Origin of the sequence: Brachybacterium sp. AOP3-A1-3 (assembly GCF_052378285.1) — a bacterium.
In the GTDB taxonomy this organism is placed as follows: Bacteria; Actinomycetota; Actinomycetes; order Actinomycetales; family Dermabacteraceae; genus Brachybacterium.
This window is the reverse complement of the sequence record NZ_JBQSXM010000001.1, coordinates 41,430-66,358: the sequence shown is the minus strand read 5'-3', so window position 1 is coordinate 66,358 and position 24,929 is coordinate 41,430. Positions and strand designations below refer to the sequence as shown.

The window sequence follows — 24,929 nt, the reverse complement described above, 5'->3', positions numbered from 1 at the left end:
TTCCAGGTCTGCGCACCAGTGCAACGCAGGCGTCGGCAGTGTGAGCGCCCTCGCGTGCGGGCGGGGCCCCGTCGCCCCTCCTCGCAGGCCGGTCGTACGGTGGGGGCATGGCTCTCGACCGCATCGCCCTGGTCTCCGACGTGCACGGCAACCTCACCGCCTACGAGGCGGTGCTGGCCGACATCGCCGCCCGCGGCATCTCCCGCGTCATCAACCTCGGCGACGTGGTGGGCAAGGGCCCTCGCGGCTCGGCCTGCACGGCCCTGACCCGGGAGCGCTGCGAGGCGACGGTGCGGGGCAACTGGGAGGTGTTCATCGCCGGCGACGGCGAGATCCGCGGCGAGGCGCACTCCTGGTGGCGCACGGAGCTGACCGCGCAGGACCGGCAGTGGCTGATCGCCGTCCCCGGCAGCGTCGACCTGGAGCTCTCCGGCCGACGGGTGCGCCTGCTGCATGCCTCACCGATCGACGAGTTCACCCGGGTGCACCGGGATCACAGCGACGCGGAGTTCGCGATGATGTTCGAGCCCACGCCGTTCACCGGGGACGTTCCTCGGGCCGACGTCGTCGTCTACGGAGACATCCACGAGCCCTACCTGCGGTCAGGGACCGACGGGCTGCTCGTGAACGCCGGGAGCGTCGGCAACCAGCTCGATGATCCGACGCCGTCCTACGTGATCCTCGAGGGTGACTCCGGCAGCGGAGCGAGCGGCGGAGGCGAGGTCACCAGCGGTGCGGCCGTCCCGTTCGGGGTGCAGTTCGTGCGGGTGCCCTATGACGTCGAGGCCGAGATCGCAGCGGCCCGTGCGTCGGGCATGCCCCGGGCCGAGACCGACGCCTATACCGTCGAGCTGCGGACCGGGGTCTACCGCGGCGACCACGAGGAGCTCGGCCTCACCGCGGTCTGAGCACCAGGGCTCCTCCGCCTCTCACGGCACGCGCGCGGTCCACTCCTCGGTCCCGAACTTCGTGGCGACCAGAGCGCGGGCCTTCGCGAGCTCGTCGTCCGTGTACTCCGAGTCGACGGTGTCGTACCGGGCACGGAAGAAGTCCAGGAACCCGTCGATGATCTGTTCGCGGGCCAGGCCCGTCTGCGAGCGCATCGGGTCCACGCGCTTGTTCGCGCTGCGGGTGCCCTTGTCCGAGAGCTTCTCCTTGCCCACGCGCAGCACCTCGCTCATCTTGTCCGCGTCGATGTCGTAGCTCATGGTCACATGGTGCAGCAGCACGCCCCCGGCGAAGCGGCGCTGGGCGGCACCGCCGATCTTGCCCTGCTCGGAGGCGATGTCGTTCAGCGGCACATAGCGCGCCTTGACCCCGATCTCGGCGAGGGCGCCCATCACCCAGTCATCGAGATAGGCATATGCCTGCTCGAAGCTGAGGCCCTCCACGAGCGACGTCGGCACCACGAGCGAGTAGGTGATGCAGTTGCCCTGCTCCATGAACATCGCGCCGCCGCCGGTGATGCGCCGCACCACCCCGATGTCGTGCTTCGCCGCGCCCTCGGCATCGATCTCGTTGCGCAGCGACTGGTAGGAGCCGATCACCACGAGCGGGGAGTCCCAGTCCCAGATCCGGAAGTGGGGGTTGCGGCGCCCGGCGATCACCTCGTTCGGCAGCACTTCGTCCAGGGCCACATGCATGACCGGAGGGAGGACCACCGGTCCTATGACGTCGAAGGTGAGGTCCTCCCAGCTGGTGGCGTGGCCGAGAGCCCGGCGCGCCGCGATCGCGACGGCGTCGGCGTCGAAGCCGATCATCTGCACGGGATCCGGTCGCGCCTCGAGGCGCGCCGTGATGGATGCGGCCAGCTCCTTCGCGCTCGAGTCCGTCGGCATCCCGATCAGGGCGCCGTTGAGGTCCTCGAGGGCGTCGTCCGGTTCGAGGAAGAAATCCCCGAAGACATGGGCGGTCGCGATCCGGTCGTCCTGCTCCGTCACGTCGACCGAGACCAGCTTGCCCCCGCGGACCTTGTACTGCCCCTGCTTCACCGTGCTGTCGCTGCGCTCATCCATGCCCTCATCCTCTCGCATCCGACGGCGGGACGCTCAGGTGAGCCCGCCGCGCCCGTAGATCTCCCGCACCAGGTCCTCGATGGCGGGCTCGGTCAGGGACAGGTCGCGCACCTCGGCCTGGGCGCTGATGGCGGAGAGCAGGGCAGGGACGGTGAGCTCCGCACCCGAGAACCGGATCCGATGACGAATGCCGTCGGCCTCGACCGCGGCGGCCTCGGCGGAGCCGGGCAGGGAGAGAGCAGGGGTCGGCTCGGCGAGGTCGACGATCAGCTCGCGCGGCGCACCGAGATGCGCACGGAAGGAGTCCAGCGGTCCGTCGTAGGCGACGGTGCCGGAGTTCACGACCACGATCCGGTCGCACAGGCGCTCCACGTCGTTCATGTCGTGCGTGGTGAGGAACAGCGTGGTGCCGCGCTCGGCGCGGTCCTCGCGCAGGAAGCGCCGCAATCCCTCCTTGGAGACCATGTCCAGGCCGATCGTCGGCTCATCGAGCACCACCAGCTGCGGGGAGTGGAGGAGCGCCGCGGCCACCTCGCCGCGCATGCGCTGCCCCAGCGACAGCTGACGCACGGGCCGGTCCAAGAAGGGGGCGAGGTCCAGGCCCTCCACGAGACGCTCCAGCCGGGCCTCCCGCTGCCGGTCGGTGAGGCGGTGCATCGAGCCGAGGATCCGGTAGCTGTCGCGCAGCGGAAGGTCCCACCACAGCTGGGAGCGCTGCCCGAAGACGACGCCGATCTCCCGGGCCAGGTGCTTGCGCTCGGCGACCGGTTCCCGGCCGAGCACCCGCAGCGATCCGCCCGTCGGGGTGAGGATCCCGGTCATCATCTTGATCGTGGTGGACTTCCCTGCCCCATTCGCGCCGACGAAGCCGACGGCTTCACCGGGACGGATGCTGAGGCTGATGTCGTCGACCGCGCGCACCACCTGACGGCGGCGTCGGCGCGAACCCGGCACGGGGGCCCGCACCACGTAGTCGCGTCGCAGCCCGGTGAGCTCGAGGGCGGGCACAGCGGCGGTCTCAGGGACGGCCTGTGCGGGAAGGTTCTGCTCGGGCGTGTTCATCCGCCGGCTCCTGTGTATCTGCGGACCCCGGAGCGCCAGAGCAGCCCGGCCACGATCCAGACGAGGGCGGCGGCAGGGAGTCCCAGCCAGCCGGCCCACGAGGGGATCAGGGGCGGACCGGGCAGGTCCAGCAGCACGAGGGTGGGGGCGTAGGCGATCAGCGTCGCCGGGATGACGAAGGTGAAGAAGGCGCGCAGGGGCAGGGCGAACACTGCGCCGGGGGTGGTGGCGACGTAGTTGCCGCCGTAGGTGAAGGCGTTGGCGAACTCCCGGCCGTCCACGAGCCAGAACTGGAGGGCGCCGGCCATCGTGAACAGCGCTCCGAACAGGACCGCGCCGGCGAGCGGTGCGAGCACCGCCAGGACCAGGAGCAGCGGGGCGGGCTGGAACCCGGCGATCCCGAGCGCCGTCACATACATCGCCAGCCCCACCACGATGCGGCCGATGCGTCGCAGCGACAGGTCCAGGCTGGAGATCTGCAGCAGCAGGGGGACGGGGCGGATCAGGAGGGTCTCGAGCTTGCCGGACTTGATGTATGTGGAGAGCCCGTCGATCTCGCCGAAGAGCATGTCCCCGATCCCGAAGGCGAGCGCCCCGAGACCGTAGACCACGGCGACCTGCGGCAGGGTCATCCCGCCCAGTGTGCTGACCTGCGAGAGGATCACCCACAGCTCGAGGAACTCGGTGCCCACGATGAGCACCTGGCCCAGGGCGTCGGAGACAAAGCTGGTGCGGAACGAGGCCTGCGAACGGATCCGCGAGGCGTACAGCGTCCAGACCATGCGGGCGGTGGAGACGGGACGGTCGGATGAGGTCGACGAGCCCGACGAGCCCGACGAGCCCGACGGGCGCGGACGGGAGTTCTCAGCCACCCTGCACCTCCATGCTGCGCACACCGAGACGGAGCATCAGGTGCGCGGCCACGGCGAGCACCAGCACCCATCCTGCCTGCACCCCGAGGAGGGGGAGCGCCTCGAGGGGCGTGATCCGGCCGGACAGGGTGTCGATCGGGGTCTGGATCATCGAGGGGAACGGCGTGGCCCGGGCGATACCCAGCAGCCAGTCCGGGAACCAGAGGATCGGGATGAGGAACCCCGAGAGCAGGTTCATCACCGCGGTGTACACGACGGTCAACCCGCGCGTCTCGATCAACCAGAAGGCCGAGAGGTTCACGATCATGTCGGCGAGGAAGGCCAGGGTGATGGCCGCCAGCAAGGAGACGGCGCCCAGGAGGTAGGACAGCGGGTCCTCCGGAAGGGCGAGGCCCGTGACGAGCGCTCCGATCACCAGCGGCGGGATGCCTCGGCCCAGCAGCAGGAAGGCCGAGCGGCCGAGCTTCTGCGCGTAGTAGAGACCGAGGAACGAGGTGGGGCGCAGCAGATCGATGGCGACATCGCCCTGGTGGACACGCTGGGACACCTCGCGGGTGCCGAAGGCCTCGATCGGGGCCAGCAGTGCCTGACCGAGCCACACGTACGTCGCGGCCTGCGCGATCGTGTAGCCGCTGAGCTCGCCGCCCGCCGTGGTGATCGCGGCGAAAAGGATCGAGGCGCGGATGAGGCCGAAGATCGTGTTGGTGAAGACCCCGGCGGCAGTCGCCATCCGATAGGTCGAGTACTGGCGGAAGGATGCCGAGGCGATCGACCAGTACGTAGGCACTCGCGCGAGCCTAGTGTCAGATGGCCCAGGTCACAAGACGTGGAGCCGAGGGAATTCAGCTCGCAGCGGGACGGCAGAGCATCGGTCGGCAGACGACGCAGAAGACGACGCACAAGAGGGCGGAGAGGGGGCGGCCATCCGTCCTCGGGGACGTGCTCGAACGGGGCCCTCAGAAGGGCGGGTCTCCGTACTCCTCGAGCCCCGGTGGCGGAGGGGCTTCGTCATCCAGGAACGGATCCTCGGGCCCACCCTCGCGCAGGAACCGGTCGGCGAATCCCGTGCGCTCGAGGGCATCCAGTTCGAGGGTCCACTGGTAGCGGTCCCACGAGTCGACGAGTGCTCTCGCCACGATGGGCGTGATCAGGTCCCGTCGTGGGGAGACGCTGATCCGGACTCGCGGCGTCGCGCCGATCGACCAGGTCGTGGAGCCGTCGGACGTGCTCTCCGGGTCGATCCGTCGTCGGGTCTTGTCGTCGTGGTGTCCCCAGTGCAGCCGGTGGAGGTTCGCGATGCTGGTGGGCCCGCCCCGCTCGGGATGCACGTGATCGAATTCCTCGATGTGGTCGTTCTCGGCGTCGCTGCTGGTAGATCTCGTGCAGCTCGGGACCGCGCAGACAGGATCCCGTAGACGGAGATGTTCGACCATCTCCGCGGTGGGTCGGTATCGATCGGCCGGGAGAGGCAGGAACTCGCCGCTGGTCGGATCGGTCAGCACGCGATGCCAGGTGGGCTCGGCGGCCGCGAGGGTGCGTGCCATGTCGGCGGGGAGGGGGACGACTCCGTCGTAGGTGGCAGGAGCATCGGACAGGCCCATCAGGGTCAGGACCGGGACGACCACGTTGATCCGGTGCGCGGGACGCGGGACCTCCACGCCGTCGGTGCCGAGAGCGGTGCGGGTGATGATCGCGTAGCGCAGCTCCGCCAGGCTCATCGCGGATCCGTCGCGCGCGACCGCCCCGTCGAGATCGAACGGGATCGGTACGCCGCCCTCAGGATCCTGCGCAGGGTCGCGCTCCACGGTGTGACGCTGCTGCGACTGGATGGCCCGGGCAGCCGTGTCGAGACGCTGGGCGAGCGCGTGGATCTCCGGCACCGGACCGGTGATGCGCAGTGTGGCGGTGCCGTCGTCGCAGGGGGATCTCTCCAGGACGACGTCGCGCAGGTTCTCGGCGCGGGTCCGGGCACCTTCCGCGTCGTACCACGATCGCAGCAGTCGTAATTCGTCGACGAAGCGATCGGCGGGAATGGAGGCGATATCCCACGAGGCCACGATCTCGTCGAACTCGGCACATTGGATCGGCGTGAGATCTCGCGCGCCTCGAAGGACTTTGTCGAACCATTCCGAGGGCATGTCCCCGCGGGCGAGGAGGGAGAATGTTTCCGGAAGGTGATCGACAGCGAGATGGGCATCGTGCAGCAGGCGAGTCGCCCTGGACGTCGTGGTGCGCAGAGCGATCGCGACGGCGAGATCCGCTTCGGCTCGGTCGTCGGCCTGGTCGGGATCGTCGCGATCGACCCAGAACACCGCGGCCTGGGAGAGCAGGGTGGCTCGGGCCCGGGAGGTGGCGCGCTGCATCTCCAGCAGGCGACCAGCCGCTGCCGCATCGGGCGAGCCTGCCTGGAGTTTCCCCCGTGCGGCCAGCGAGTCATGAGTCAGCGGGACGCGTGCTTGAACCTGCCTGCGAGGCGCTCGCCGCGAGGGGCTCGACATCCGCGACGGGCGGCACGTGCTCGAGGTGCCCGGCCGTTCGTGCCCGTGGCCGGGCTCTCGTGCTTCCGTGGCGAGGGGGAGGGGTTCTTCTGGGGTGTCGAGAGCCACCACATCTCCTTCCTCGTCGAATGCAACGAAACGCGCCTGAATACCAGATCGACAGATCTGGTGGGATGCTGCAATGCATCGAACGCGCGTTCCCGTGTGTCATCCATCTTAAAATGTGCGTTCGAGTTCGGCAAGGGTGTTCGGGATGTTTGTGGACATTTGTGGATATCTTTGAGTGGGGAGGAGAGGTGGCGGGCTCCTCGGCGTCCCGGCTTCGCGTCGGCCCTGCGCCGCCCCCACCCCGGCCTCGCGCTAGCCCCGCGCCGACCCCGCTCCGCTCCGGCGCCGGAACGGCCTGTGCGGGATGCCGTCGCTGGCCGAGCCCGCGCACGTCTACGCTGTCCCGGTCCCCACCCCAGACATGAACCGGAAGTTCCATGGATAACGTCGTCCCCTCCTCGGACGGTGAGCAGCCCACCCCCGCTCCTCCCGCCGACTCCGCGGTCACCACCGCTGCCACCCTCGCGTCGTCGGATGCTCCTCCCGGTCGCACCGCACGCCGCCGTCGTTTCGGCCTGCTGCCGCGCATTCTGCTCGCCATCGTGCTGGGCATCGTGCTGGGGCTGGTGATGCCCGAGGCGGTCGCCCGGGTCTTCACCACCTTCAACGGACTCTTCTCGGGATTCCTCGGCTTCCTGATCCCCCTGATCATCGTGGGGCTGGTGACGCCCGCCATCGGCGAGCTCGGCCATGGCGCCGGGAAGATGCTGGCGGCGACCGCCGGGATCGCGTATCTCTCCACGGTCCTGTGCGGGCTGTTCGCCCTGGCGCTGTCCCTGCTCCTGCTGCCGCGCATGCTGGGCGGCGCGAGCATCGACTCGCTCGACAATCCCGAGGACTCCGCGATCGCGGCGTACTTCGAGATCGAGATCCCACCCGTGTTCGACGTGATGACCGCGCTGATCCTCTCGTTCTGCCTGGGCATCGGCCTGACCCTGGTGAAGCGCGGAGCGCTCCAGGAGTCCTTCGAGCAGCTGCGCACCATCATCGTGCGCATCATCGAGGCGATCATCATCCCGCTGCTGCCGCTCTACATCTTCGGCATGTTCCTGGGCCTGACCATGAACGGCCAGATCTGGACCGTGATCGGCACCTTCCTCACCGTGATCCTGCTGGTGTTCGCCATGACCGTGGTCGTGCTCCTGGCGCAGTACGGCGTGGCCGGCTGGGCGATGGGTCGCAATCCGCTGAAGATGCTGTGGACCATGCTCCCGGCGTACATGACGGCACTGGGCACCAGTTCGTCGGCTGCGACCATCCCGGTGACCATCGAGTGCGCCAAGCGCAACGGGATCCCCGATGCGATCGCCGACTTCGTGGTCCCGCTGTGCGCCACGATCCACCTCGCCGGGTCGACGCTGAAGATCACCACCTTCGCCGTGGCGATCATGATCGTCACCGGCATGCCTCTGCACGTGGGCGCCCTGGTGGGTTTCGTGTTCATGCTCGGCGTGGTGATGATCGCGGCTCCGGGCGTTCCGGGCGGCGCCATCATGGCTGCGGCGGGGGTCCTCGCCTCGCTCCTCGGGTTCAGTGAAGCCGCCGTCGGGCTCATGATCGCGGCGTACATCGCGATCGACTCCTTCGGCACGGCCACCAATGTCACGGGTGACGGCGCGATCGCCGCCGTCATGACGAAGCTGTCCAAGGGGAGGGTCTCCGGCGACCTCCAGGTCTCCGGCCACCCGCAGGTCCAGGGGGTCTGAGGTTCTCGCGTCTCAGAGCCCTCGCCTCTCAGAGCCCCCTGCCTCTCAGAGCCCTCGCCTCTCAGAGCCCCCTGCCTCTCAGAGCCCCTCGCGGTCCAGGGCTGCGACGGCGACGCGGCGCCCTGCGTCGATCACGTCTCCGCTGCGATGGAAGGCCATGTTGTTCGTGATCTTCGCGGGCAGGTCGATGTGGACGCCCTCGGGCCTGTTGGCGATCGCCGCCCGTTCGACGCTGTGCAGCAGGATGTCGAAGGTCGTGGTAAGGATCCCGGGTATGAGGCGAGGAGGGCGTCGTCCGAGCCGCACCGCCTCCTCCGGAGCTCCCAGGGCGCTCACGCTGAGCAGGAGATCCGCGGCGGGGTCCCGTTGGGTCGGGATCGGCAGCGGCGTGGTCAGACTGCCGTCGACCAGCACCCGGTGCCGGGAACGAACGGGCGCGAACAGCCCGGGGATCGCGATCGACGCGTGCACGGCGGCGGCGAGGGGGCCGTCGGTCAGCACCACCTCCTCCCATCCCGTGAGGTCGACGGTGGTCGCGGAGAAGGGGATCGGGAGATCCTCGATGCGGCGGTCCCCGTACAGCACGCGCAGGAGCCGCCGCACACGTCGGCCCGCCACGATCCCGCTGCCGTCGAGCGCCGCGTCGAGATGCCACAGGGCCCTGCGCAGCCCCGTCGAGCGGGCGATCTCCTCGAACAGGTCGAGGGTCCCGCACGCGTAGGCGGCTCCCACGAGGGCGCCCATCGATGTCCCGTGGAGCCGTACCACCTCGTGTCCGCGCGCCTCGAGCTCACGGAGCACCCCCACATGGGCGATCCCTCTCGCCGCACCGGATCCCAGCACCAGATCGATCTTCATCGGATCAGTATGTCGGTGGTCCGGTGGTCCGGTGGTCCGGTGGTCCGGTGGTCCGGTGGTCCGCTGGTCCGGTGGCCCGTGAGCCGGAGGAGCGGCGAGCCGGACGATCTGTGCAACACTGAACATATGAACAGTTCTTCAGGTGTCCTGGTCGATGGGTCCACGGCGATCAGCGCGGCCGCCCGTCTTGCCGAGCATCTCGAGGAGGTGCGCGGCAGGATCCCGGGGGAGGCGGCGATGGCCGACCTCGCCGATGTCTTCTCCCTGCTCGGTGACCCCTCGCGGCTGGGACTGCTCATCGCGCTGCTCGAGGAGGAGCTGTGCGTGAGCGATCTGGCGCAGGTCACCGAGCACTCCGAGTCCTCGGTCTCCCACGCGCTCAAGCTGCTGCGGGCGCATCGCATCGTCGCCGTGCGCCGAGAGGGCAGGAGGGCGTTCTACCGACTCGATGATCCGCATGTGCGCCTGCTGCTGGAGCTCGCGATCTCCCACGCCGCGCACAGCGACATGCACCATCCCGAACGCGAGCCGGGGGAGCAGCAGGACGGAGCATCGTCATGACGCACAGTCATGGGCCCGGTGCGGCCACCGGGCACGCCGGCGCGGCCCACCGGTGGCGACTCGCGGTCGCGGTGGTGCTCATCGGCGTCTTCTTCGTCGTCGAGCTGATCGCGGGACTGCTGTCGGGATCCCTCGCCCTGATCTCGGACGCCGGCCACATGGCCGCCGACGTCGTGACCCTCGCCGCGGCGCTCAGTGCCACGATCCTCGCGGCCCGACCCGATCGCAGCGGCCGACGCACCTTCGGCAACTACCGCCTGGAGGTCTTCGCCTCGCTGCTCGCCGTGCTGATCATGCTCGGCGTCGCGGTCTTCGTGGTGATCGGCGGGATCGGGCGCATCGGCCGTGAGGTCGAGATCGACACCGGGCCCATGCTCGTCGTCGGCGTGCTCGGTCTCCTCGTGAACCTGATCGTGCTGCGGATGCTCCAGGGCGGCGCCGCCGAGAGCCTCAACGTCAAGGGCGCCTATCTCGAGGTGCTCGCGGACACCGTCGGGTCCGTCGGCGTGATCGTCGCGGCGATCCTCATCCGGTTCACCGGAGCGAGCTGGATCGACACCGCGGTCGCGCTCGCCGTGGGCGGCTTCATCGCCGTGCGGGCCGTGCTGCTGGCGAAGGAGGTGCTGGGTGTCCTCGGTCAGGCGGCTCCCGCGGGCATCGACCCCGGCGTGGTGCAGAGCGAGCTCGAGGCGATCGACGGGGTCGCCGACGTCCACGACCTGCACCTGTGGACCCTCACCTCCGGGATGGAGGTCGCGACCGTGCACCTCGTGGTCGCGCCGGGCTTCGATCCCCACCCCGTGCTCGATGCCGCCCAGGAGCTGCTCGAGTCCCGGCACGGCATCGCCCACGCCACGGTGCAGACGGAGCCGACGGACCACCACGGCTGCCTCGAGATCGGCTGGTAGCCGCCCCGTGCCCGCGCCCCGCGACGGGGCCCTCGACGGGGTGGGAGGCCTGCGTATCCTGAGCTCATGACCGCTTCTCCCGCCCCGTCCCCGTCCGGCACCTCGACCGCGAGCTCGACCTCGGCCTCCGTCCCCTCGTCCGGGGCCGACGACCTCACCGCCGTCGTCACCGGAGCATCCTCCGGGATCGGCCGTGCGACCGCGGCGCGGCTCGTGGCCGAGGGATGGCGTGTCCTCGCCGTGGCCCGCCGCCAGGAACGCCTGGACGAGCTCGCGGCCGAGACCGGCTGCGAGGTGCTCGCCGTGGACGTGACCTCCGACGACTCCGTCGCTGCTCTCGTGGAGCGCGTCGACGAGCTGTTCGGTGGGAGCCTGAACGCGGTGGTCCACGTGGCCGGCGGGGCGCTGGGCGTCGAATCCGCCGCCGAGGCGGACCTCGAGAAATGGCAGCGCATGTACGACATCAACGTGCTCGGTGCGGTGCGGGTCACCCGTGCGCTGCTCCCGTCTGTTCGGGTGAGCGGACGCGGTGATCTGCTGTTCGTCACCTCGGTCGCGGCGCAGGAGGCCTATCCCGGCGGGTCCGGCTACAACGCGGCGAAGGCCGGGGAGCACATGCTCGCCGCCGCCCTGCGCCTCGAGCTCAACGGCGAACCGATCCGCGTCATCGAGGTCGCCCCGGGCATGGTCCGCACCGAGGAGTTCTCCCTGGTGCGGCTCGGCGACCAGGACGCGGCCGACAAGGTCTACGACGGCGTCGAGAATCCGCTGACCGCGCAGGACTGCGCCGACGTCATCTCCTACGCCCTGGGTGCCCCGCACCACGTGAACCTCGACCTGATCACCGTGCGTCCGCTCGCCCAGGCCGCAGCCCACCGCGTCGCCCGGCACCAGGGAGTCTGATGGCCCACGGCGGTATGGGCGGTGGCATGGGCGGCCCCGGCGGCGGCATGGGTGGCGGCCGAGCCCGCGGGGAGGAGCGCAGGCTGGCACCGGGACAGCGGCCCGACCTGCGCCGTGTGCTCGCCCTGTTCCGCCCCTACCGCGGGACGCTCATCGCGGTGCTGGTGCTCATCGCGATCGGCGCCGCGACCGGGGTGGTCTCGCCGTTCCTGATCCGGGAGATCGTCGATGTCGCCCTCCCGGACCAGCGGGCCGACGTCCTGGCCAGGTGCGTCGGCGGCCTGATCGCCGTCACCATCGTCTCCAGCGCCCTCGGCGTCACCCAGTCGATGCTGTCCACACGAGTGGGGCAGGCCGTCATGCACGACCTGCGGGTCTCGGTGTACGCGCACCTCCAGCGCATGGGGCTGGGGTTCTTCACCCGGACCCGCACCGGCGAGATCCAGTCACGCATCTTCTCCGACATCGGGTCGATGCAGGCCATGGTGACCAGCGTGATGACCCAGATCGTCTCGTCCGCGGCGGCCGTGGTCATGGCGCTGGTGGCGATGTTCGCCCTGGACTGGCGGCTCACTCTGTTCTCCCTCATCGCCCTGCCGCTCGCGGTGTGGATGAACCGCCGGGTGGGCCGACGCCGACGGGAGATCGTCCGCATCCGCCAGGAGAAGGCCGCGGACCTCTCCGCCGGGATCCAGGAGTCGCTGTCGGTCTCCGGGATCCTGCTGGGGCTGACGATGGGTCGCTCGCAGGCGCTGACCGACGCCTTCACCGTCGACTCCCGGGGCCTGGCCGACCTCGAGGTGCGCTCGGAGATGGCCGGCCGCTGGCACATGGCCGTGTTCACCACGCTGATGGCGCTGTTCCCGGCGCTGACGTACCTGCTGGGCGGGCACCTGCTGTTCTCCGGCACCGGCGTCACCATCGGCACCCTGGTCGCCTTCATCGCCCTGCAGTCCGGGCTGTTCCCGCAGATCAACGGCCTGCTGCGGGTAGCCACCCAGGTCAACAGCTCCCTGGCCCTGTTCACCCGAGTCTTCGAGTACCTCGACGCCCCGATCACCATCGCCGACGCGCCCGACGCCCTCGCGCTGGATCCCACCGAGGTGCGCGGCGAGATCCGCTTCGAAGGCGTCACGTTCACCTATCCGGGGGCCGACGCCCCGGCGCTGCACGGCCTGGACCTCGTGATCCCGGCCGGCCGCCACACGGCGCTCGTGGGGACCACCGGATCGGGGAAGACCAGCACCGGATACCTCATGGCCCGCCTCTACGAGCCGACCACGGGCCGGATCACCCTGGACGGGCACGACCTGCGGGACATCACGATGGGCTCGCTCGCGGACAGCCTCGGCGTGGTCACCCAGGAGACCTATCTCCTGCACGCCACGATCGCCGAGAACCTGCGCTTCGCCCGGCCCGACGCGAGCGACGAGGACCTCGTGCGGGCCTGCCGCATCGCCCAGATCCACGACCACATCGTCGGCCTGAGCGACGGCTACGCGACCGTGGTGGGGGAGCGCGGATATCGGTTCTCCGGCGGCGAGAAGCAGCGCCTGGCGCTCGCCCGGACGATCCTCCGGGACCCGCCCGTGCTGCTGCTGGACGAGGCCACCTCCGCCCTCGACGTCGTCACCGAACGCGCGATGTCCGGCGCGCTGGACGCCGTGGCCCGCGGGCGCACCACCGTCTCGATCGCGCACCGTCTCTCCACGGTCCGCGCGGCGGACCAGATCATCGTGATGGCGGCGGGGAGGATCGTCGAACGAGGCACCTACGAGGAGCTCCTGGGTCGTGGCGGAGTGTTCGCGGACCTCGTCGCCCAGGACTCCGCGCGCGATGGCGCTCAGCAGCAGGAGGGTTCCGCGGGTGATCCGCTCGAGGCGTCCGGGACGCCGGGGCCTCCAGGGAGCTGAGATGGGGGCGCTGAGATCTGGTTGCTGCGATCCGGTTGCTGCGATCTGGTTGCTGCGGTCGGGGTCCTGCAGCGCGGTGACTGCGGTCGGGGTCGCGGCGGTCGGATGCCGGTGGCGCGTCCAGGATCGTCGGACTACGACCAAAGACGGAGACGGATGTCCGCCTCCCGAGGGATGTGCGCGACCGGTGCCGCCGAGCAGGATGGGGGTATTGATCGGCACCAGGACCACTCGGCACCAGGACCACCGAGACGGATATCCCGCCTCAGCGGATCAGGCCCGGAGCACCCAGCGGACAGGATGTCACCATGACGACGTACACGGAGACGACGTACACGGAGAACTCTTCGCGCCACGGCACGTGGCGCAAGCCTGGCGCGGGCCGTCCGGCGCTGTTCGTGCTGCTGCTGTCGATCGCCGCTGTCGGCGTGCTCGGCCTGCTCATCGCCGGCCCCACCCTCGCCCTGCCGCTGTCGGTCGCCTCGGCGGTCGCCCTGATCTGCCTGGTGAGCCTCGCCTGGGCTGTGGCCGGGCCCCGACTATGACGACCCGTCGTCTTTGACGTCCCGTCCATGACGTCCCGTCCATGACGTCGCGTCCATGACACCGCGTCGTCCATGACGTCGCCGCCGATCAGATCGACTCAGACGTCGATCTCGATCTCACCCTCGCCGCGGGAGACGCACGTGATCATCTGATCGTCGTGCTCGTCATCCATGAGGAACTCGTCCATGTGCTCGACCTGCCCGGAGACCAGCGGCACCACGCAGGTTCCGCAGACGCCACCCTCGCAGGAGTAGTCCATGGGGATGTCGGCATCGAGCAGGGCTTGCAGGAGGGACTGGCCCTCGTCGACCTCGACCGTGATCCCGGACTTGAGGCACTTGGCGGTGAAGGGCTCTCCGAACAGCGACATCCTCGCTCCTTCTTCGTCGACCGTCCTGAACGGACGGAACCGTGGAACATCAAGTTTCCCACGGCCGCGCACCGAACCGGGGGTGAGGCCTGCCTCACCTGGTGTCAGGGGACCTGCCTCAGGACGCCTGTCCGTCCCGGTGCTCCGGTGCGGTGGTCGCGGCCTCGACGTCCAGCGGCGCGATCCAGCTCCTGCCTTGCGGCGGCACCGAGGGGGCGCCCGACGGGGTCAGCGCGAGAGCGGTCGGCCCGAAGCTCAGCACCAGCAGGGCGGCGGCGCCCAGCGACGCGGCTCCCACGGTCGCCCGGTCGCGCAGGCCGTGCGGAGGATGGGCCGAGGCCTCTGCCGGGACCAAGGAGTCGGACTGCGGGAAGTGGACGGTCACCTCGGTGCGACCTGCAGGGGCATCCGACGCGGTGGGCACCGTCGACGGCAGATGATCTCGCCGTGGTTCGTCATCCATGTCGGTTCCTCCTCGGGGGACCCTGTCGGCGATCTGCCGCTGGAGCAATCAGACGTCCTCAACCTGGACCGGTGCTGTGCACACGGGGCAGATTCCCTGGCATCGTGACTCCGCAGCGAAGCGCAGCGCATCGCATCGCATCGCCCTGCCAGCCCCGCCCTGCCAGCCCCGTCGCCCACGCCCGCGGTGTTCGCCGTGTCTCTTCGCGCCGGGCACGGGTGACCTCCGGGGGAGCGCCGCGTACACTGACCGGCAACGGCATCGACCCGGCCATCACCGGAGAGCCGCGGGAAGAACAACCCACCGCCCGTTCGCGGGGAGGGCCCAGTAGAACCCGCCGGGACCAGCCCGTCATCGCTGAGGAACAAGGGGACGCCCCGTGCCGGTCCGCCGGCAGGGATCAGGCGTCAACCGAGGTGGTACCGCGCCCTCGGCCTCCGGGTCGGAAGCGTCCTCGGGCATCGTGATGTCCCAGCCGCCGCCCCTTGTCCTTCTTCGGAGGTCCGCCCCATGGTCTACCCGGTCAGCGGAGACCCGCTCGTCCCCTCGCCGAACCTGCCCTCGCTCGAGAACGCCATCCAGGAGTTCTGGCGGCAGGACGACACCTTCCGAGCCTCGATCGCCCAGCGCGAGGGCGCCGAGGAGTTCGTCTTCTACGACGGTCCGCCCTTCGCCAACGGCCTGCCCCACTACGGGCACCTGCTGACCGGTTTCGTCAAGGACGTCATCCCGCGCTTCCGCACCATGTGCGGCAACAAGGTGGACCGCCGTTTCGGCTGGGACACCCACGGCCTGCCCGCCGAGCTCGAGGCGATGCGGGAGCTCGGCATGACCGAGAAGTCCGAGATCGAGGAGATGGGGCTCCAGTCGTTCAACAACTCCGCACGGAACTCGGTGCTGAAGTACACCAAGGAGTGGGAGGACTACGTCACCCGCCAGGCCCGCTGGGTCGACTTCGAGAACGACTACAAGACCCTCGACGTCACCTTCATGGAATCGGTGCTCTGGGCGTTCAAGACGCTCTATGACAAGGACCGCGCCTACGAGGGCTACTACGTGCTGCCCTACTGCTGGAAGGACCAGACGCCGCTCTCCGCCCACGAGCTGCGCATGGACGACGACGTCTACCAGGAGCGCCAGGACCAGACCGTCACCGTCACCTTCCCCTTCACCGGGGACAAGGCCCGGCAGCTCGGCCTCGAGGGCGTCGGCGCGCTGGCCTGGACCACCACGCCGTGGACCCTGCCCACCAACTTCTCCCTCGCCGTGGGGCCGGAGCTCGAGTACTCCGTGGTCCCTGCCGGTCCGCTCGGCGCCGCCGACGGCACCGCCGCCGGCGAGGGCCGCTACCTGATGGCGACCGCGCTGCTGGGCTCCTACGCCAAGGAGCTCGGCTACGAGAGCGCCGAGGATGCGCTCGCAGCCTGCGAGGAGCGCGTGTTCGTCGGCTCCGAGCTCGAGCACGTCGCCTACGAGCCGTTGTGGACCATCTACTCCGAGGACCGGGAGAAGTGGGGCACCCAGAACGCCTGGATCGTCACCGTCGCCGACTACGTCTCGACCGACGACGGCACCGGCGTGGTCCACCAGGCCACCGCCTACGGCGAGATCGACCAGCAGGTCAACGCCGAGTACGGCATCCCCGTCATCGTCTCCGTCGATGAGGGCGCGCAGTTCCTGGACTACTTCGCCGGGACCGCGCTCGACGAGATCGCCGGCGTGCAGGTGTTCGAGGCGAACCGCCCGATCATCCGCAACCTCCAGCGCGCCGGGCGCCTCCTGCGCGAGGCCAGCTACGTGCACTCCTACCCGCACTGCTGGCGCTGCCGGAACCCTCTGATCTACAAGGCTGTGAGCTCCTGGTACGTGAAGGTCGCCGACCAGCGCGAGCGCATGCTCGAGCTGAACGAGCAGATCGACTGGGTGCCCGGCAACGTGAAGGACGGCCAGTTCGGTCGCTGGCTCGAGGGCGCCCGCGACTGGGCGATCTCCCGCAACCGCTACTGGGGATCCCCGATCCCGGTGTGGAAGAGCGACGATCCGAACCACCCGCGCGTGGACGTGTACGGCTCCCTCGCCGAGCTCGAGGAGGCCTTCGGCACCCTCCCGCGCGACGAGCACGGCGAGGTGAACCTCCACCGTCCGTACATCGACGAGCTCACCCGGCCCAACCCCGACGACCCGACCGGGCGCTCCACGATGCGCCGCGTCGAGGAGGTCTTCGACGTCTGGTTCGACTCGGGCTCGATGCCGTACGCCCAGGTGCACTACCCCTTCGAGAACACCGACTGGTTCGAGAGCCACAATCCGGCGGACTTCATCGTGGAGTACATCGGGCAGACCCGCGGCTGGTTCTACGTCATGCACGTGCTCTCGACCGCGCTGTTCGACCGGCCCGCGTTCACCTCCGTGATCTGCCACGGCATCGTGCTCGGCGAGGACGGGCAGAAGATGTCGAAGTCTCTGCGCAACTACCCCGACGTGCGCGAGATGTTCGACAAGTACGGGGCCGACGCGATGCGCTGGTTCCTCATGAGCTCGCCGATCCTGCGCGGCGGCAACCTGGTGGTCGACGAACCGAAGATCCGCGATGCCACGCGCCACGTGGTGCTGCCGCTGTGGAACGTCTGGTACTTCCTGGGCCTGTACGCGAACGCCGCCGGGGAGAAGGACGCCGACGGGAAGCCGACGGGCTACCGCGGACGCACCCGCTACCAGTCCACCGACGTCATGGACCAGTACCTGCTGGCCCGCACCGGTGATCTGGTGCGCGAGGTGAAGGACTCGCTGACCGCGCTCGCGATCGCCGATGCCGCCGAGCTGATCCAGGACTACCTGGACATGCTCACCAACTGGTATGTGCGCCGCTCCCGCGACCGCTTCTGGGAGGGCGACGAGCAGGCGATCGACGTGCTGTCCACCTGCCTGGAGACGCTGTGCCAGGTGGTCGCCCCGCTGCTGCCCATGGTCGCCGAGGAGATCTGGAAGCAGCTCACCGGAGGCCGTTCCGTGCACCTCACGGACTGGCCCGACGCGGACCTCTTCCCCCGCGACGACGCGTTCGTGGCCCGGATGGACGCCGTGCGCCAGGTCGCGAGCGTGGGCAACTCCCTGCGCAAGAAGGAGCAGCTGCGGGCCCGGCTGCCGCTCGCCGAGCTCACCGTGGTCCACCACGACCCGAGCGCCCTGGAGGCCTTCGCCGCGATCATCGCCGACGAGCTCAACGTCAAGGCCGTGCGCCTGTTGGACGTGGCGAGCGACGAGGCCCAGGGCATGGGCGTCGAGCAGCGGCTCAGCGTCAACGCCCGGGCCGCCGGACCCCGCCTGGGCAAGCAGGTGCAGACGGTCATCAAGGGCTCCAAGAGCGGCGACTGGTCGGCCGACGAGAACGGCGTGGTCACCTCCGGCGGCATCGAGCTCGTCGAGGGCGAGTACTCGCTGGATCTGGTCGCGGGGGAGTCCTCCGCGATGGAGGGGCGCTCCGTGGGCGTGCTGCGCGGCGGCGACTTCCTCGCACTCGACACCCGGGTGAGCCCGGAGCTCGAGGTCGAGGGCACCGCCCGCGACGTCGTCCGAGCGATCCAGTCGGCCCGCCGCGAGGCCGGGCTCGAGGTCTCCGATCGGATCCGTCTGACCGTGGACGGCGACGAGCAGGTCGTCGCCGCGGTCACCGCGCACCGCGAGCTGGTCGCCGGGGAGGTGCTGGCCGTCGAGCTCGACGTGCCCGCAGCTCCGGCAGCCGGGGCGCACGAGGCGAGCGAGAAGGTCTCCGGAGGCACCGTGAGGGTCTCCGTCGTGAAGGCCTGACGGGCACCGTGACGGCTTGACAGGCGCCGCGACGGTCTGACGGGCGCCGTGACGGCCTGGCAGCGCTCCCGCTGGTGAGCGCTCCCGGGCGTCACGGTGCTCCTCGGCCGACCGTGACCACGAGCGAGCGGGACACGGAGGTGCCCTCTCCCAGGTACAGGCCGGTGAGGTCCTCCTGCAGCGCGGACAGCACGGGGTCGCCGGCCGTGCCACGCGCGAGGGACCCGGAGTAGCCGCCCCCGGGATCGTGGCCCGGCCCCATGGAGTCGTGGTTCGCTGCGAGCACCGGGACCGGATCGACGCCCGTCACCGGATAGGGGTCGAGCGACACCTCTTGGAGCCCCGGGGCGCCGAGCCGGGTCCCCCCGGGCTGGGCGCCTTCCAGATCGGTCGCGGCGATCAGGTCTCCGCGGAACCCGGTGACGCCGATCCCCGACTCGTGGTGGACATTCACCGACTGCGTGGACGACTGGGCCGGGACGACCGTCTGCACCGGGGAGCCGACTGAGAAGGTGTGGGTCACGTCGTAGGTCCCCGGGCGCCCCGAGCCGCTGTTGAAGCGGGGATCCGCCGCGAGATGGGTGGCGACGATCCCGCCCTGGCTGTGCCCGACGAGCAGGACCTTGGAGCCCGGCGGGATGCCCGCCGCTTCCATCGCGGCCCGCACATCGTCCATCGCCGCCGGATGCTGGCCCGCGATGAGCCGGAGGTTCGACCCCCAGTCCCGGGAGTTCCCCTGGCCCCCGTAGGCGTCGGGAACCGAGGCGATGGGTGCCCCTTCGGTGGGTGGGATCTGCACGATGTAGGTGGGATCCGCACCGGAGGCATCGCGGATCTCCAGAATCCCGATCTGCCCGGCGTCGCGGGCCTCCTGCTCTCCGCGTCGGAGTCGAAGCGAATCGTTCTGGGCGATCAGATCCTGCAGGTCCTGTGGCCCGCGAGAGCTGCTCTCCCGGGACTCGACCCTGTCGACGATGCCGCCCGGCCGGTCATCGAGGAAGGGGGTGTCCTCCCCGGTGGCGGCCTCGTACACCCCGACGCCGGCCGAGCCCGACACCACCAGTCCTGCGGCGCCCAGCTCCGCGTACGTCGGGGTGCGCTCGCCGGTGGCCCAGTCCTCGAGAATGCTTCCGAGATGGTCGGCATCGCGCTGGAACTGACCGATGCCGTCGCTCCGGATCCCTGCGAGATCGAGGCGTGACTCCAGAGCGTCGAGTCCTGTCTCGGCGCCCCAGCCGATGCCGTCCGACGCGATCCGTGCCGCGGACGAGAGTAGGGCCTCCGCCGGGTCCTCGAGCAGGTTCGGTATCGCAGTGGCGTCGTCGTGGAGGTACCCGTTGCCGGAGGGAGCAGGAACCGCCTCCGGGATCGAGCTTGTCCGGCTCTCCCCGGGGAGCGTTCCCGCCCCGGCCGATGCCCCGGTCCCGGCCCTGTCGCGCTCCGAGGCGATGTCCTGCTCCCGGGCCTCCTCCAGGCCGCGATCGCCGAGGGCGAGGAGCTCCGCGCGCAGAGCCCTCAGCCCGGACGCTGTCGGCCCGGCCCATCCGCTCCGGAAGGCGTCGGCGTCCGGTCCGGTCCAGGGGACCTCCTCCACGACAGCATCGAGGCGGAGGCGCAGGGCGTCGAGGACGGTCGATGCCCGACGCAGGCGGACCGCTTGCGCCCGCAGCGCCGCGGTGTCCGCGCCGCAGGAGAGGGTCACCGCGCACGCCCGGGAGAGTTGCCGGCGGTGGCGCATCGCAGCGGGGTGAGGCCCGTGGCCACGCCGATCCTCAAGGCACCCATGGTTCCGCTCCTCGGCCACGAGGCGTCCTGGTGACCCCTCCCACATCGATATGCCGATCCTAGGAACGTCCCGATCCCCTCCCAGTGAGGTTCCCGTCCGGTGTGGACAACAGGCCTCTCGGGAGGAACGGTCATCCAGGGGGTGCTCGTACACTGATCTGCGCCCCCTTCCACCCCGTCGAACCCAGGAGCCCCTGTGCCGAGTTCTCCCCGTCCGGGCACGTCTCGTCCGGCCATGTCGCCCGAGCTGCGAGAGGTCTATGCCGCCCTGCTCGACCGCGCGCCGGAGAACCGGATCGAACCGGACCTGTCACGGATCACCCGGGTGATGGACCTGATGGGCAACCCTCAGCGGGCCTATCGCTCGATCCGTATCGCCGGCACCAACGGCAAGACCACCACCGCGCGGATCCTCGAGCGGATCCTGCGCGAGGCCGGGCTGCGCACGGGCCGCACCACGAGCCCGCACCTGCATTCGCCGGTCGAGCGGATCGGCATCGACGGCTCTCCCATCGACGAGGAGGGCTTCCTCCAGGCCTACCAGGACGTCGAGCCCTTCGCCGCGATCGTCGACGCCGAGCAGGAGGCCGCCGGGGGTGTGCGGCTGACCTACTTCGAATACCTCACGGCGATGGCCTTCCAGGCGTTCGCGTCGGCACCCGTCGACGTCGCCGTGGTCGAGACCGGCCTGGGCGGGACCTGGGACGCCACCGGCGTCGTCGACCCCGATGTCACCGTGATCACGCCCATCTCGATGGACCACCAGGAGTACCTCGGAGACACGATCGCCGAGATCGCGGGGGAGAAGGCGGGCATCCTCACGGCCACGGCCACGGCGATCATCGCCAACCAGCCGTACGAGGACGCCGCCGATGTGCTGCGCGAGCGGATCGGTGAGCTCGGCGCCGAGGCCGCGATCGAGGATCAGCAGATCGGCGTGCTCGCCCACACGCCGGGCGTCGGCGGCCAGATGCTCTCCCTGCAGGGGATCGCCGGCCGCTACGAGGAGGTCTTCCTCTCGCTGCTCGGCGAGCACCAGGCCCGCAATGCGCTGCTGGCCGTCGCGGCGGCCGAGGCCCTGCTCGGGGATGGCACCACGGTGCTGGACGGGGAGATGCTCGGTGCCGCGCTGTCCACGGTCACCTCGCCCGGTCGGGCGGAGGTCGTCCGCCAGTCGCCCACCATCGTGCTGGATGCCGCGCACAACCCCGCCGGTGCCCAGACCCTCGTCGAGACGGTCCGGGAGAACTTCCGGCTCACCCGCACCATCGGGCTCGTCGGGATCCTCCAGGAGAAGGACGCCGAGGAGATCCTCGCCGTGCTCGAACCGCTCCTGGACTACGTCGTGATCACCCAGTCCTCGTCCCCGCGCGCGATCCCCACCGACGTGCTCGCAGAGATCGCGCGGGACGTGTTCGACGACGAGGAGCGTGTGCTCGAGCAGGGGAGCCTGCCCGATGCGATCCAGGCAGCCGTCGACCTCTCGGAGACCGACGGCGACCAGTTCGGCGGTGTCGTCGTCGCGGGCTCGGTCACGCTCGTGGCCGAGGTGCGGGACCTCCTGGGCGTCCCGCAGGAGGATTGATCATGGCTCTGGACCTGACCCCTTCGCCGCGCCCGCATGGTGCGCAGCGCATGTTCTCCGCGACGACGCTGGTCGTCGAGGCCTTCGTCGTGTTCTTCGCGGTGCTCGCAGCGCATCAGCTGGTGCCCGGTGACCGGGCGACCACCTGGATCTGGGGCATCGTGACCGCCCTCGCGCTCGTGGCCTGCTCCGGCTTGCTCAAGCGCGGTGCCTGGCCCTACTGGCTCGGCATCGCCCTGCAGATCCCCACGATCCTGCTGGGCCTCCAGGTCACCGCGATGTGGGTGGTGGGCATCGGCTTCGCCGCGCTCTTCGTCTACGGCGTGCTCAAGGGCAAGCAGCTGGATCGGGAGAAGGACGCCGTCGACCAGAAGGTATGGGCCCAGCAGGAGTCCGCGCAGGACTGAACGCGGAGCGCCGTCGCCGTGGGTACCCTGGTGACATGACTGCACAGCGCACCCTTGTCCTGCTCAAGCCCGACGCCGTCCAGCGCGGCCTGCGCGGGGAGATCATCCGTCGCCTCGAGGTGAAGGGCTACGAGATCGTGGCTCTGGCCCAGCGCACCGCCACCGCCGAAGAGCTGTCCGCTCACTACGCCGAGCACGAGGGCAAGCCCTTCTACCCCGGCCTCGTCGAGTACATGGGCGCCGGCCCGCTCGTCGCGATCGTCGCCGAGGGCGACAGCGTGATCGCCGGCTTCCGGTCCCTGGCCGGTGCCACGAACCCGACCGAGGCCGCTCCCGGCACGATCCGCGGAGACCTCGCCCGCGAATGGGACCTCCCGGTGATCCAGAACCTCGTGCACGGCTCCGATTCCGAGGAGTCCGCGGCCCGCGAGATCGGCATCTGGTTCCCCGAGCTCGGCTGATCGCGGCCCGCAGCCGCAGACGTGAGGCGCGCCGCATCCCGGATCCCAGCGGATCCGGGCTGCGGCGTGCACACTGAGAGCATGCAACTGCCCGTGGTCACCCTCGTCTTCCTGGCTGCTGCCGTCGTGGTGGCCCTCGCGATCCTGTTCGTCGTCGCCGCACCCCATCTGCGTGAGCGCGATCACGACGACGACGGGCGGCCCGTGGAGAACCCGCGGCACACCTCCCGCACACGTCGCTGAGGACTCTGCTCCTCCACCGGGTGTCCCCACCGGGTCCTGCAGTGCCGGGGGGATCCGCCTGCGGCCTACACTGGCCGTTGGCCTCGCCGCATCGCCGGCTTCCCCGACCCCGGAGGTGACCCGTGGATCCCAATGACATCCTTGCCCTGTTCGCTGGTGGCGGTGGCAGCGTCCTCGTCGTCGGAGCGGTGGCCTGGGCCATCGTCCGCGGTCGCGGCAAGAAGAAGTCCTCCCACGACGACACGACGCCGACCGGATCCCAGGGCGCGACCGGGACCACGACCGGGTCATCGGCGGAGACCTCGGCCGGGACGGCGACGCGGTCCTCGACCGCTGTCAAGGATCGCCCCGCCCCGCCCAGCTGGGCGGACACCCTCTCCGCGCCGACGCGGAAGCCGTCCGCAGGGGAGCCCGCCCCCGCGACGGACCCGTCCGTGGACGATGCCGCGGGCCGTGGCTCCGCGCAGGCCTCGGAGCACTCCGCGCAGGCTTCGGAGCCGGTGACGGGGACGTCCGCCGCGGCAGGCACCGTCGCGCCCGAGGGCGCGCAGAGCGTCGACGAGCACGCGGCCGATCCGGCCGTCGGCACCTCGGCAGCTCCGGAGACCGCCGCAGGTGCTCCCGAGACTGCTGCCGATGCTCCCGAGCCGGCCGCGAGTGCTGCAGAGGTCGGAGCGACCGACGTCCCGGTGACTGATGCCCCGGTGTCCGCTGCCCCTGCGACCGAGGCCCCCGTGACCGAGGCCCCCGTGACCGAGGCCCCCGCGACCGAGGCCCCTGTCGCCACCCCGGCCTCTGTCTCCGCCCCGGAGACTGCTGCCGGCCGACCGGAGCTGGACACTCCCGAGCCCCCGGCGGACCGCATGGTCCGTCTGCGCGATCGGCTCTCCCGCTCCGGTGCGATCGGGCGGGGCATCCTCGGCCTGCTCACCCGCGGCGGCGCGGTGGACGAGGACACCTGGGACGAGATCGAGGAGACCCTGCTCCTGGCCGACCTCGGCCCCGACGCCACCGATGAGATGCTCGAGAACCTGCGTCGCCGCATCCAAGTCCTCGGCACCGATGATGCGGCGGGCGTGCGCGAGGTCCTGCGCGAGGAGCTCGTCGGCCTCATCGATCCCGACCTCGACCGACGGCTCGCCGCCAGCCGTCGGGACGCGCCCGATGGCACCGAGGTCCCCTCCGTGCTCCTCATGGTCGGGGTCAACGGCACCGGGAAGACGACGACGGTCGGCAAGCTCGCCCGCGTCCTGGTCGCCGCCGACCGCACCGTCGTGCTCGGCGCGGCGGACACCTTCCGCGCCGCCGCCGCCGATCAGCTCCAGACCTGGGGCTCCCGCGTGGGCGTCGACACGGTGCGCGCCGACCGTGACGGCGCCGATCCCGCAGCGGTCGCCTTCGACGCCGTGAAGGAGGGCATCGAGCAGGAGGTCGACGTGGTCATCATCGACACCGCCGGGCGCCTGCAGAACAAGAAGGGCCTGATGGACGAGCTCGGCAAGGTGCGCCGGGTCGCCGAGAAGGGCCTGCACGGGGACAGCGTCGCGGAGGTCCTGCTGGTCATCGACGCCACCACGGGCCAGAACGGCATGCAGCAGGCGAAGGTCTTCTCCGAGGCCGTGAACATCACCGGCATCGTGCTGACCAAGCTCGACGGCACCGCCAAGGGCGGCATCGTCGTCAACGTGCAGCGTGCGCTCGGCGTCCCGGTGAAGATGGTGGGGCTCGGTGAGGGCATGGACGACCTCACCCCGTTCGATCCCTACGGCTTCGTCGACGCGCTCCTCGAGGACTGAGCGCGCCGACTCCTCGTCCGACCCGCCTGCGAGCCGGGGCCCCTGATCGGGTGATCCGGGGC

At 70.3% G+C, this 24,929-nt stretch carries 22 protein-coding genes; 13 read left to right on the top strand and 9 right to left on the bottom strand.

Annotation, left to right across the window (positions count from 1 at the left end; all coding sequences use genetic code 11):
• The first annotated feature begins 107 nt into the window (after positions 1 to 107).
• Positions 108 to 908 (top strand): metallophosphoesterase family protein, encoded by an 801-nt coding sequence (locus ACT3T5_RS00310; RefSeq protein ID WP_444576115.1) that lies wholly within the window; start codon positions 108 to 110, stop codon positions 906 to 908.
• A gap of 21 nt (positions 909 to 929) precedes the next feature.
• Here the strand turns inward: ACT3T5_RS00310 and ACT3T5_RS00305 are convergent, their stop codons facing one another.
• The 5 genes from ACT3T5_RS00305 to ACT3T5_RS00285 form a co-directional block, all read right to left on the bottom strand.
• Complete coding sequence (locus tag ACT3T5_RS00305) at positions 930 to 2,015, bottom strand: lipoate--protein ligase family protein (protein ID WP_444576114.1); 1,086 nt, start codon at positions 2,013 to 2,015, stop codon at positions 930 to 932.
• A gap of 33 nt (positions 2,016 to 2,048) precedes the next feature.
• A complete protein-coding gene (locus ACT3T5_RS00300; RefSeq protein WP_444576112.1) occupies positions 2,049 to 3,077 on the bottom strand; it encodes an ABC transporter ATP-binding protein in 1,029 nt (342 codons plus the stop codon).
• Positions 3,074 to 3,949, bottom strand: a complete 876-nt coding sequence (locus ACT3T5_RS00295) for an ABC transporter permease (RefSeq protein WP_444576110.1) — start codon at positions 3,947 to 3,949, stop codon at positions 3,074 to 3,076. The genes ACT3T5_RS00300 and ACT3T5_RS00295 overlap by 4 nt, the downstream gene beginning before the upstream one ends.
• Positions 3,942 to 4,736, bottom strand: coding sequence for an ABC transporter permease (locus tag ACT3T5_RS00290; RefSeq protein ID WP_444576108.1), 795 nt, complete (start codon positions 4,734 to 4,736; stop codon positions 3,942 to 3,944). The genes ACT3T5_RS00295 and ACT3T5_RS00290 overlap by 8 nt, the downstream gene beginning before the upstream one ends.
• 169 nt (positions 4,737 to 4,905) lie before the next feature.
• Positions 4,906 to 6,312 (bottom strand): DUF222 domain-containing protein, encoded by a 1,407-nt coding sequence (locus ACT3T5_RS00285; protein WP_444576107.1) that lies wholly within the window; start codon positions 6,310 to 6,312, stop codon positions 4,906 to 4,908.
• A 620-nt stretch (positions 6,313 to 6,932) separates the two neighbouring features.
• On the opposite strand from ACT3T5_RS00285, the gene ACT3T5_RS00280 reads away from it, so the two are divergent.
• Positions 6,933 to 8,261 (top strand): dicarboxylate/amino acid:cation symporter, encoded by a 1,329-nt coding sequence (locus ACT3T5_RS00280; protein WP_444576105.1) that lies wholly within the window; start codon positions 6,933 to 6,935, stop codon positions 8,259 to 8,261.
• A 78-nt stretch (positions 8,262 to 8,339) separates the two neighbouring features.
• Here the strand turns inward: ACT3T5_RS00280 and ACT3T5_RS00275 are convergent, their stop codons facing one another.
• Positions 8,340 to 9,119, bottom strand: a complete 780-nt coding sequence (locus ACT3T5_RS00275) for a patatin-like phospholipase family protein (protein ID WP_444593258.1) — start codon at positions 9,117 to 9,119, stop codon at positions 8,340 to 8,342.
• Between the two features lie 126 nt (positions 9,120 to 9,245).
• On the opposite strand from ACT3T5_RS00275, the gene ACT3T5_RS00270 reads away from it, so the two are divergent.
• From ACT3T5_RS00270 to ACT3T5_RS00250, 5 genes are all read left to right on the top strand, one after another.
• Positions 9,246 to 9,680, top strand: a complete 435-nt coding sequence (locus ACT3T5_RS00270) for an ArsR/SmtB family transcription factor (RefSeq protein WP_444576102.1) — start codon at positions 9,246 to 9,248, stop codon at positions 9,678 to 9,680.
• Positions 9,677 to 10,588 (top strand): cation diffusion facilitator family transporter, encoded by a 912-nt coding sequence (locus ACT3T5_RS00265; RefSeq protein ID WP_444593257.1) that lies wholly within the window; start codon positions 9,677 to 9,679, stop codon positions 10,586 to 10,588. Before ACT3T5_RS00270 ends, ACT3T5_RS00265 begins: the two co-directional genes overlap by 4 nt.
• Positions 10,589 to 10,654: 66 nt before the next feature.
• Positions 10,655 to 11,491 (top strand): SDR family oxidoreductase, encoded by an 837-nt coding sequence (locus ACT3T5_RS00260; RefSeq protein WP_444593256.1) that lies wholly within the window; start codon positions 10,655 to 10,657, stop codon positions 11,489 to 11,491.
• Positions 11,491 to 13,404 (top strand): ABC transporter ATP-binding protein, encoded by a 1,914-nt coding sequence (locus ACT3T5_RS00255; protein ID WP_444593255.1) that lies wholly within the window; start codon positions 11,491 to 11,493, stop codon positions 13,402 to 13,404. Before ACT3T5_RS00260 ends, ACT3T5_RS00255 begins: the two co-directional genes overlap by 1 nt.
• Before the next feature lie 308 nt (positions 13,405 to 13,712).
• Positions 13,713 to 13,949 (top strand): hypothetical protein, encoded by a 237-nt coding sequence (locus ACT3T5_RS00250; protein WP_444593254.1) that lies wholly within the window; start codon positions 13,713 to 13,715, stop codon positions 13,947 to 13,949.
• 98 nt (positions 13,950 to 14,047) lie between these two features.
• On the opposite strand, the gene ACT3T5_RS00245 is transcribed toward ACT3T5_RS00250, so the two are convergent.
• Together ACT3T5_RS00245 and ACT3T5_RS00240 are read right to left on the bottom strand one after the other, a co-directional pair.
• The gene (locus ACT3T5_RS00245) at positions 14,048 to 14,320 is read right to left on the bottom strand and encodes a 2Fe-2S iron-sulfur cluster-binding protein (RefSeq protein WP_444576094.1); all 273 of its coding nucleotides are present in this window, start codon (positions 14,318 to 14,320) and stop codon (positions 14,048 to 14,050) included.
• Positions 14,321 to 14,438: 118 nt separating this feature from the next.
• The gene (locus tag ACT3T5_RS00240; protein ID WP_444593253.1) at positions 14,439 to 14,783 is read right to left on the bottom strand and encodes a hypothetical protein; all 345 of its coding nucleotides are present in this window, start codon (positions 14,781 to 14,783) and stop codon (positions 14,439 to 14,441) included.
• A 510-nt stretch (positions 14,784 to 15,293) separates the two neighbouring features.
• Here ACT3T5_RS00240 and ileS point away from each other — a divergent pair.
• Positions 15,294 to 18,590, top strand: a complete 3,297-nt coding sequence (ileS, locus tag ACT3T5_RS00235; protein WP_444593252.1) for an isoleucine--tRNA ligase — start codon at positions 15,294 to 15,296, stop codon at positions 18,588 to 18,590.
• Between the two features lie 91 nt (positions 18,591 to 18,681).
• Here the strand turns inward: ileS and ACT3T5_RS00230 are convergent, their stop codons facing one another.
• Entirely contained in the window at positions 18,682 to 20,292 is a 1,611-nt protein-coding gene (locus ACT3T5_RS00230; RefSeq protein ID WP_444593251.1) for a WXG100 family type VII secretion target, read from the bottom strand.
• A gap of 318 nt (positions 20,293 to 20,610) precedes the next feature.
• Here ACT3T5_RS00230 and ACT3T5_RS00225 point away from each other — a divergent pair, with 318 nt between their 5' ends.
• The 5 genes from ACT3T5_RS00225 (at position 20,611) to ftsY (ending at position 24,867) form a co-directional block, all read left to right on the top strand.
• Positions 20,611 to 21,960: a bifunctional folylpolyglutamate synthase/dihydrofolate synthase gene (locus ACT3T5_RS00225; protein ID WP_444576087.1), complete on the top strand. Its 1,350-nt coding sequence runs from the start codon at positions 20,611 to 20,613 to the stop codon at positions 21,958 to 21,960.
• A 2-nt stretch (positions 21,961 to 21,962) separates the two neighbouring features.
• Positions 21,963 to 22,367, top strand: a complete 405-nt coding sequence (locus tag ACT3T5_RS00220) for a DUF4233 domain-containing protein (RefSeq protein ID WP_444576086.1) — start codon at positions 21,963 to 21,965, stop codon at positions 22,365 to 22,367.
• Between the two features lie 35 nt (positions 22,368 to 22,402).
• Positions 22,403 to 22,828 carry a nucleoside-diphosphate kinase gene (ndk, locus tag ACT3T5_RS00215; protein ID WP_444576084.1) on the top strand — a complete coding sequence of 142 codons (426 nt, stop codon included), beginning with the start codon at positions 22,403 to 22,405 and terminating at the stop codon, positions 22,826 to 22,828.
• A gap of 81 nt (positions 22,829 to 22,909) precedes the next feature.
• Entirely contained in the window at positions 22,910 to 23,071 is a 162-nt protein-coding gene (locus tag ACT3T5_RS00210; RefSeq protein WP_444576083.1) for a hypothetical protein, read from the top strand.
• A 434-nt stretch (positions 23,072 to 23,505) separates the two neighbouring features.
• Complete coding sequence (gene ftsY / locus ACT3T5_RS00205; protein WP_444576547.1) at positions 23,506 to 24,867, top strand: signal recognition particle-docking protein FtsY; 1,362 nt, start codon at positions 23,506 to 23,508, stop codon at positions 24,865 to 24,867.
• The last annotated feature ends 62 nt before the right edge of the window (positions 24,868 to 24,929 follow it).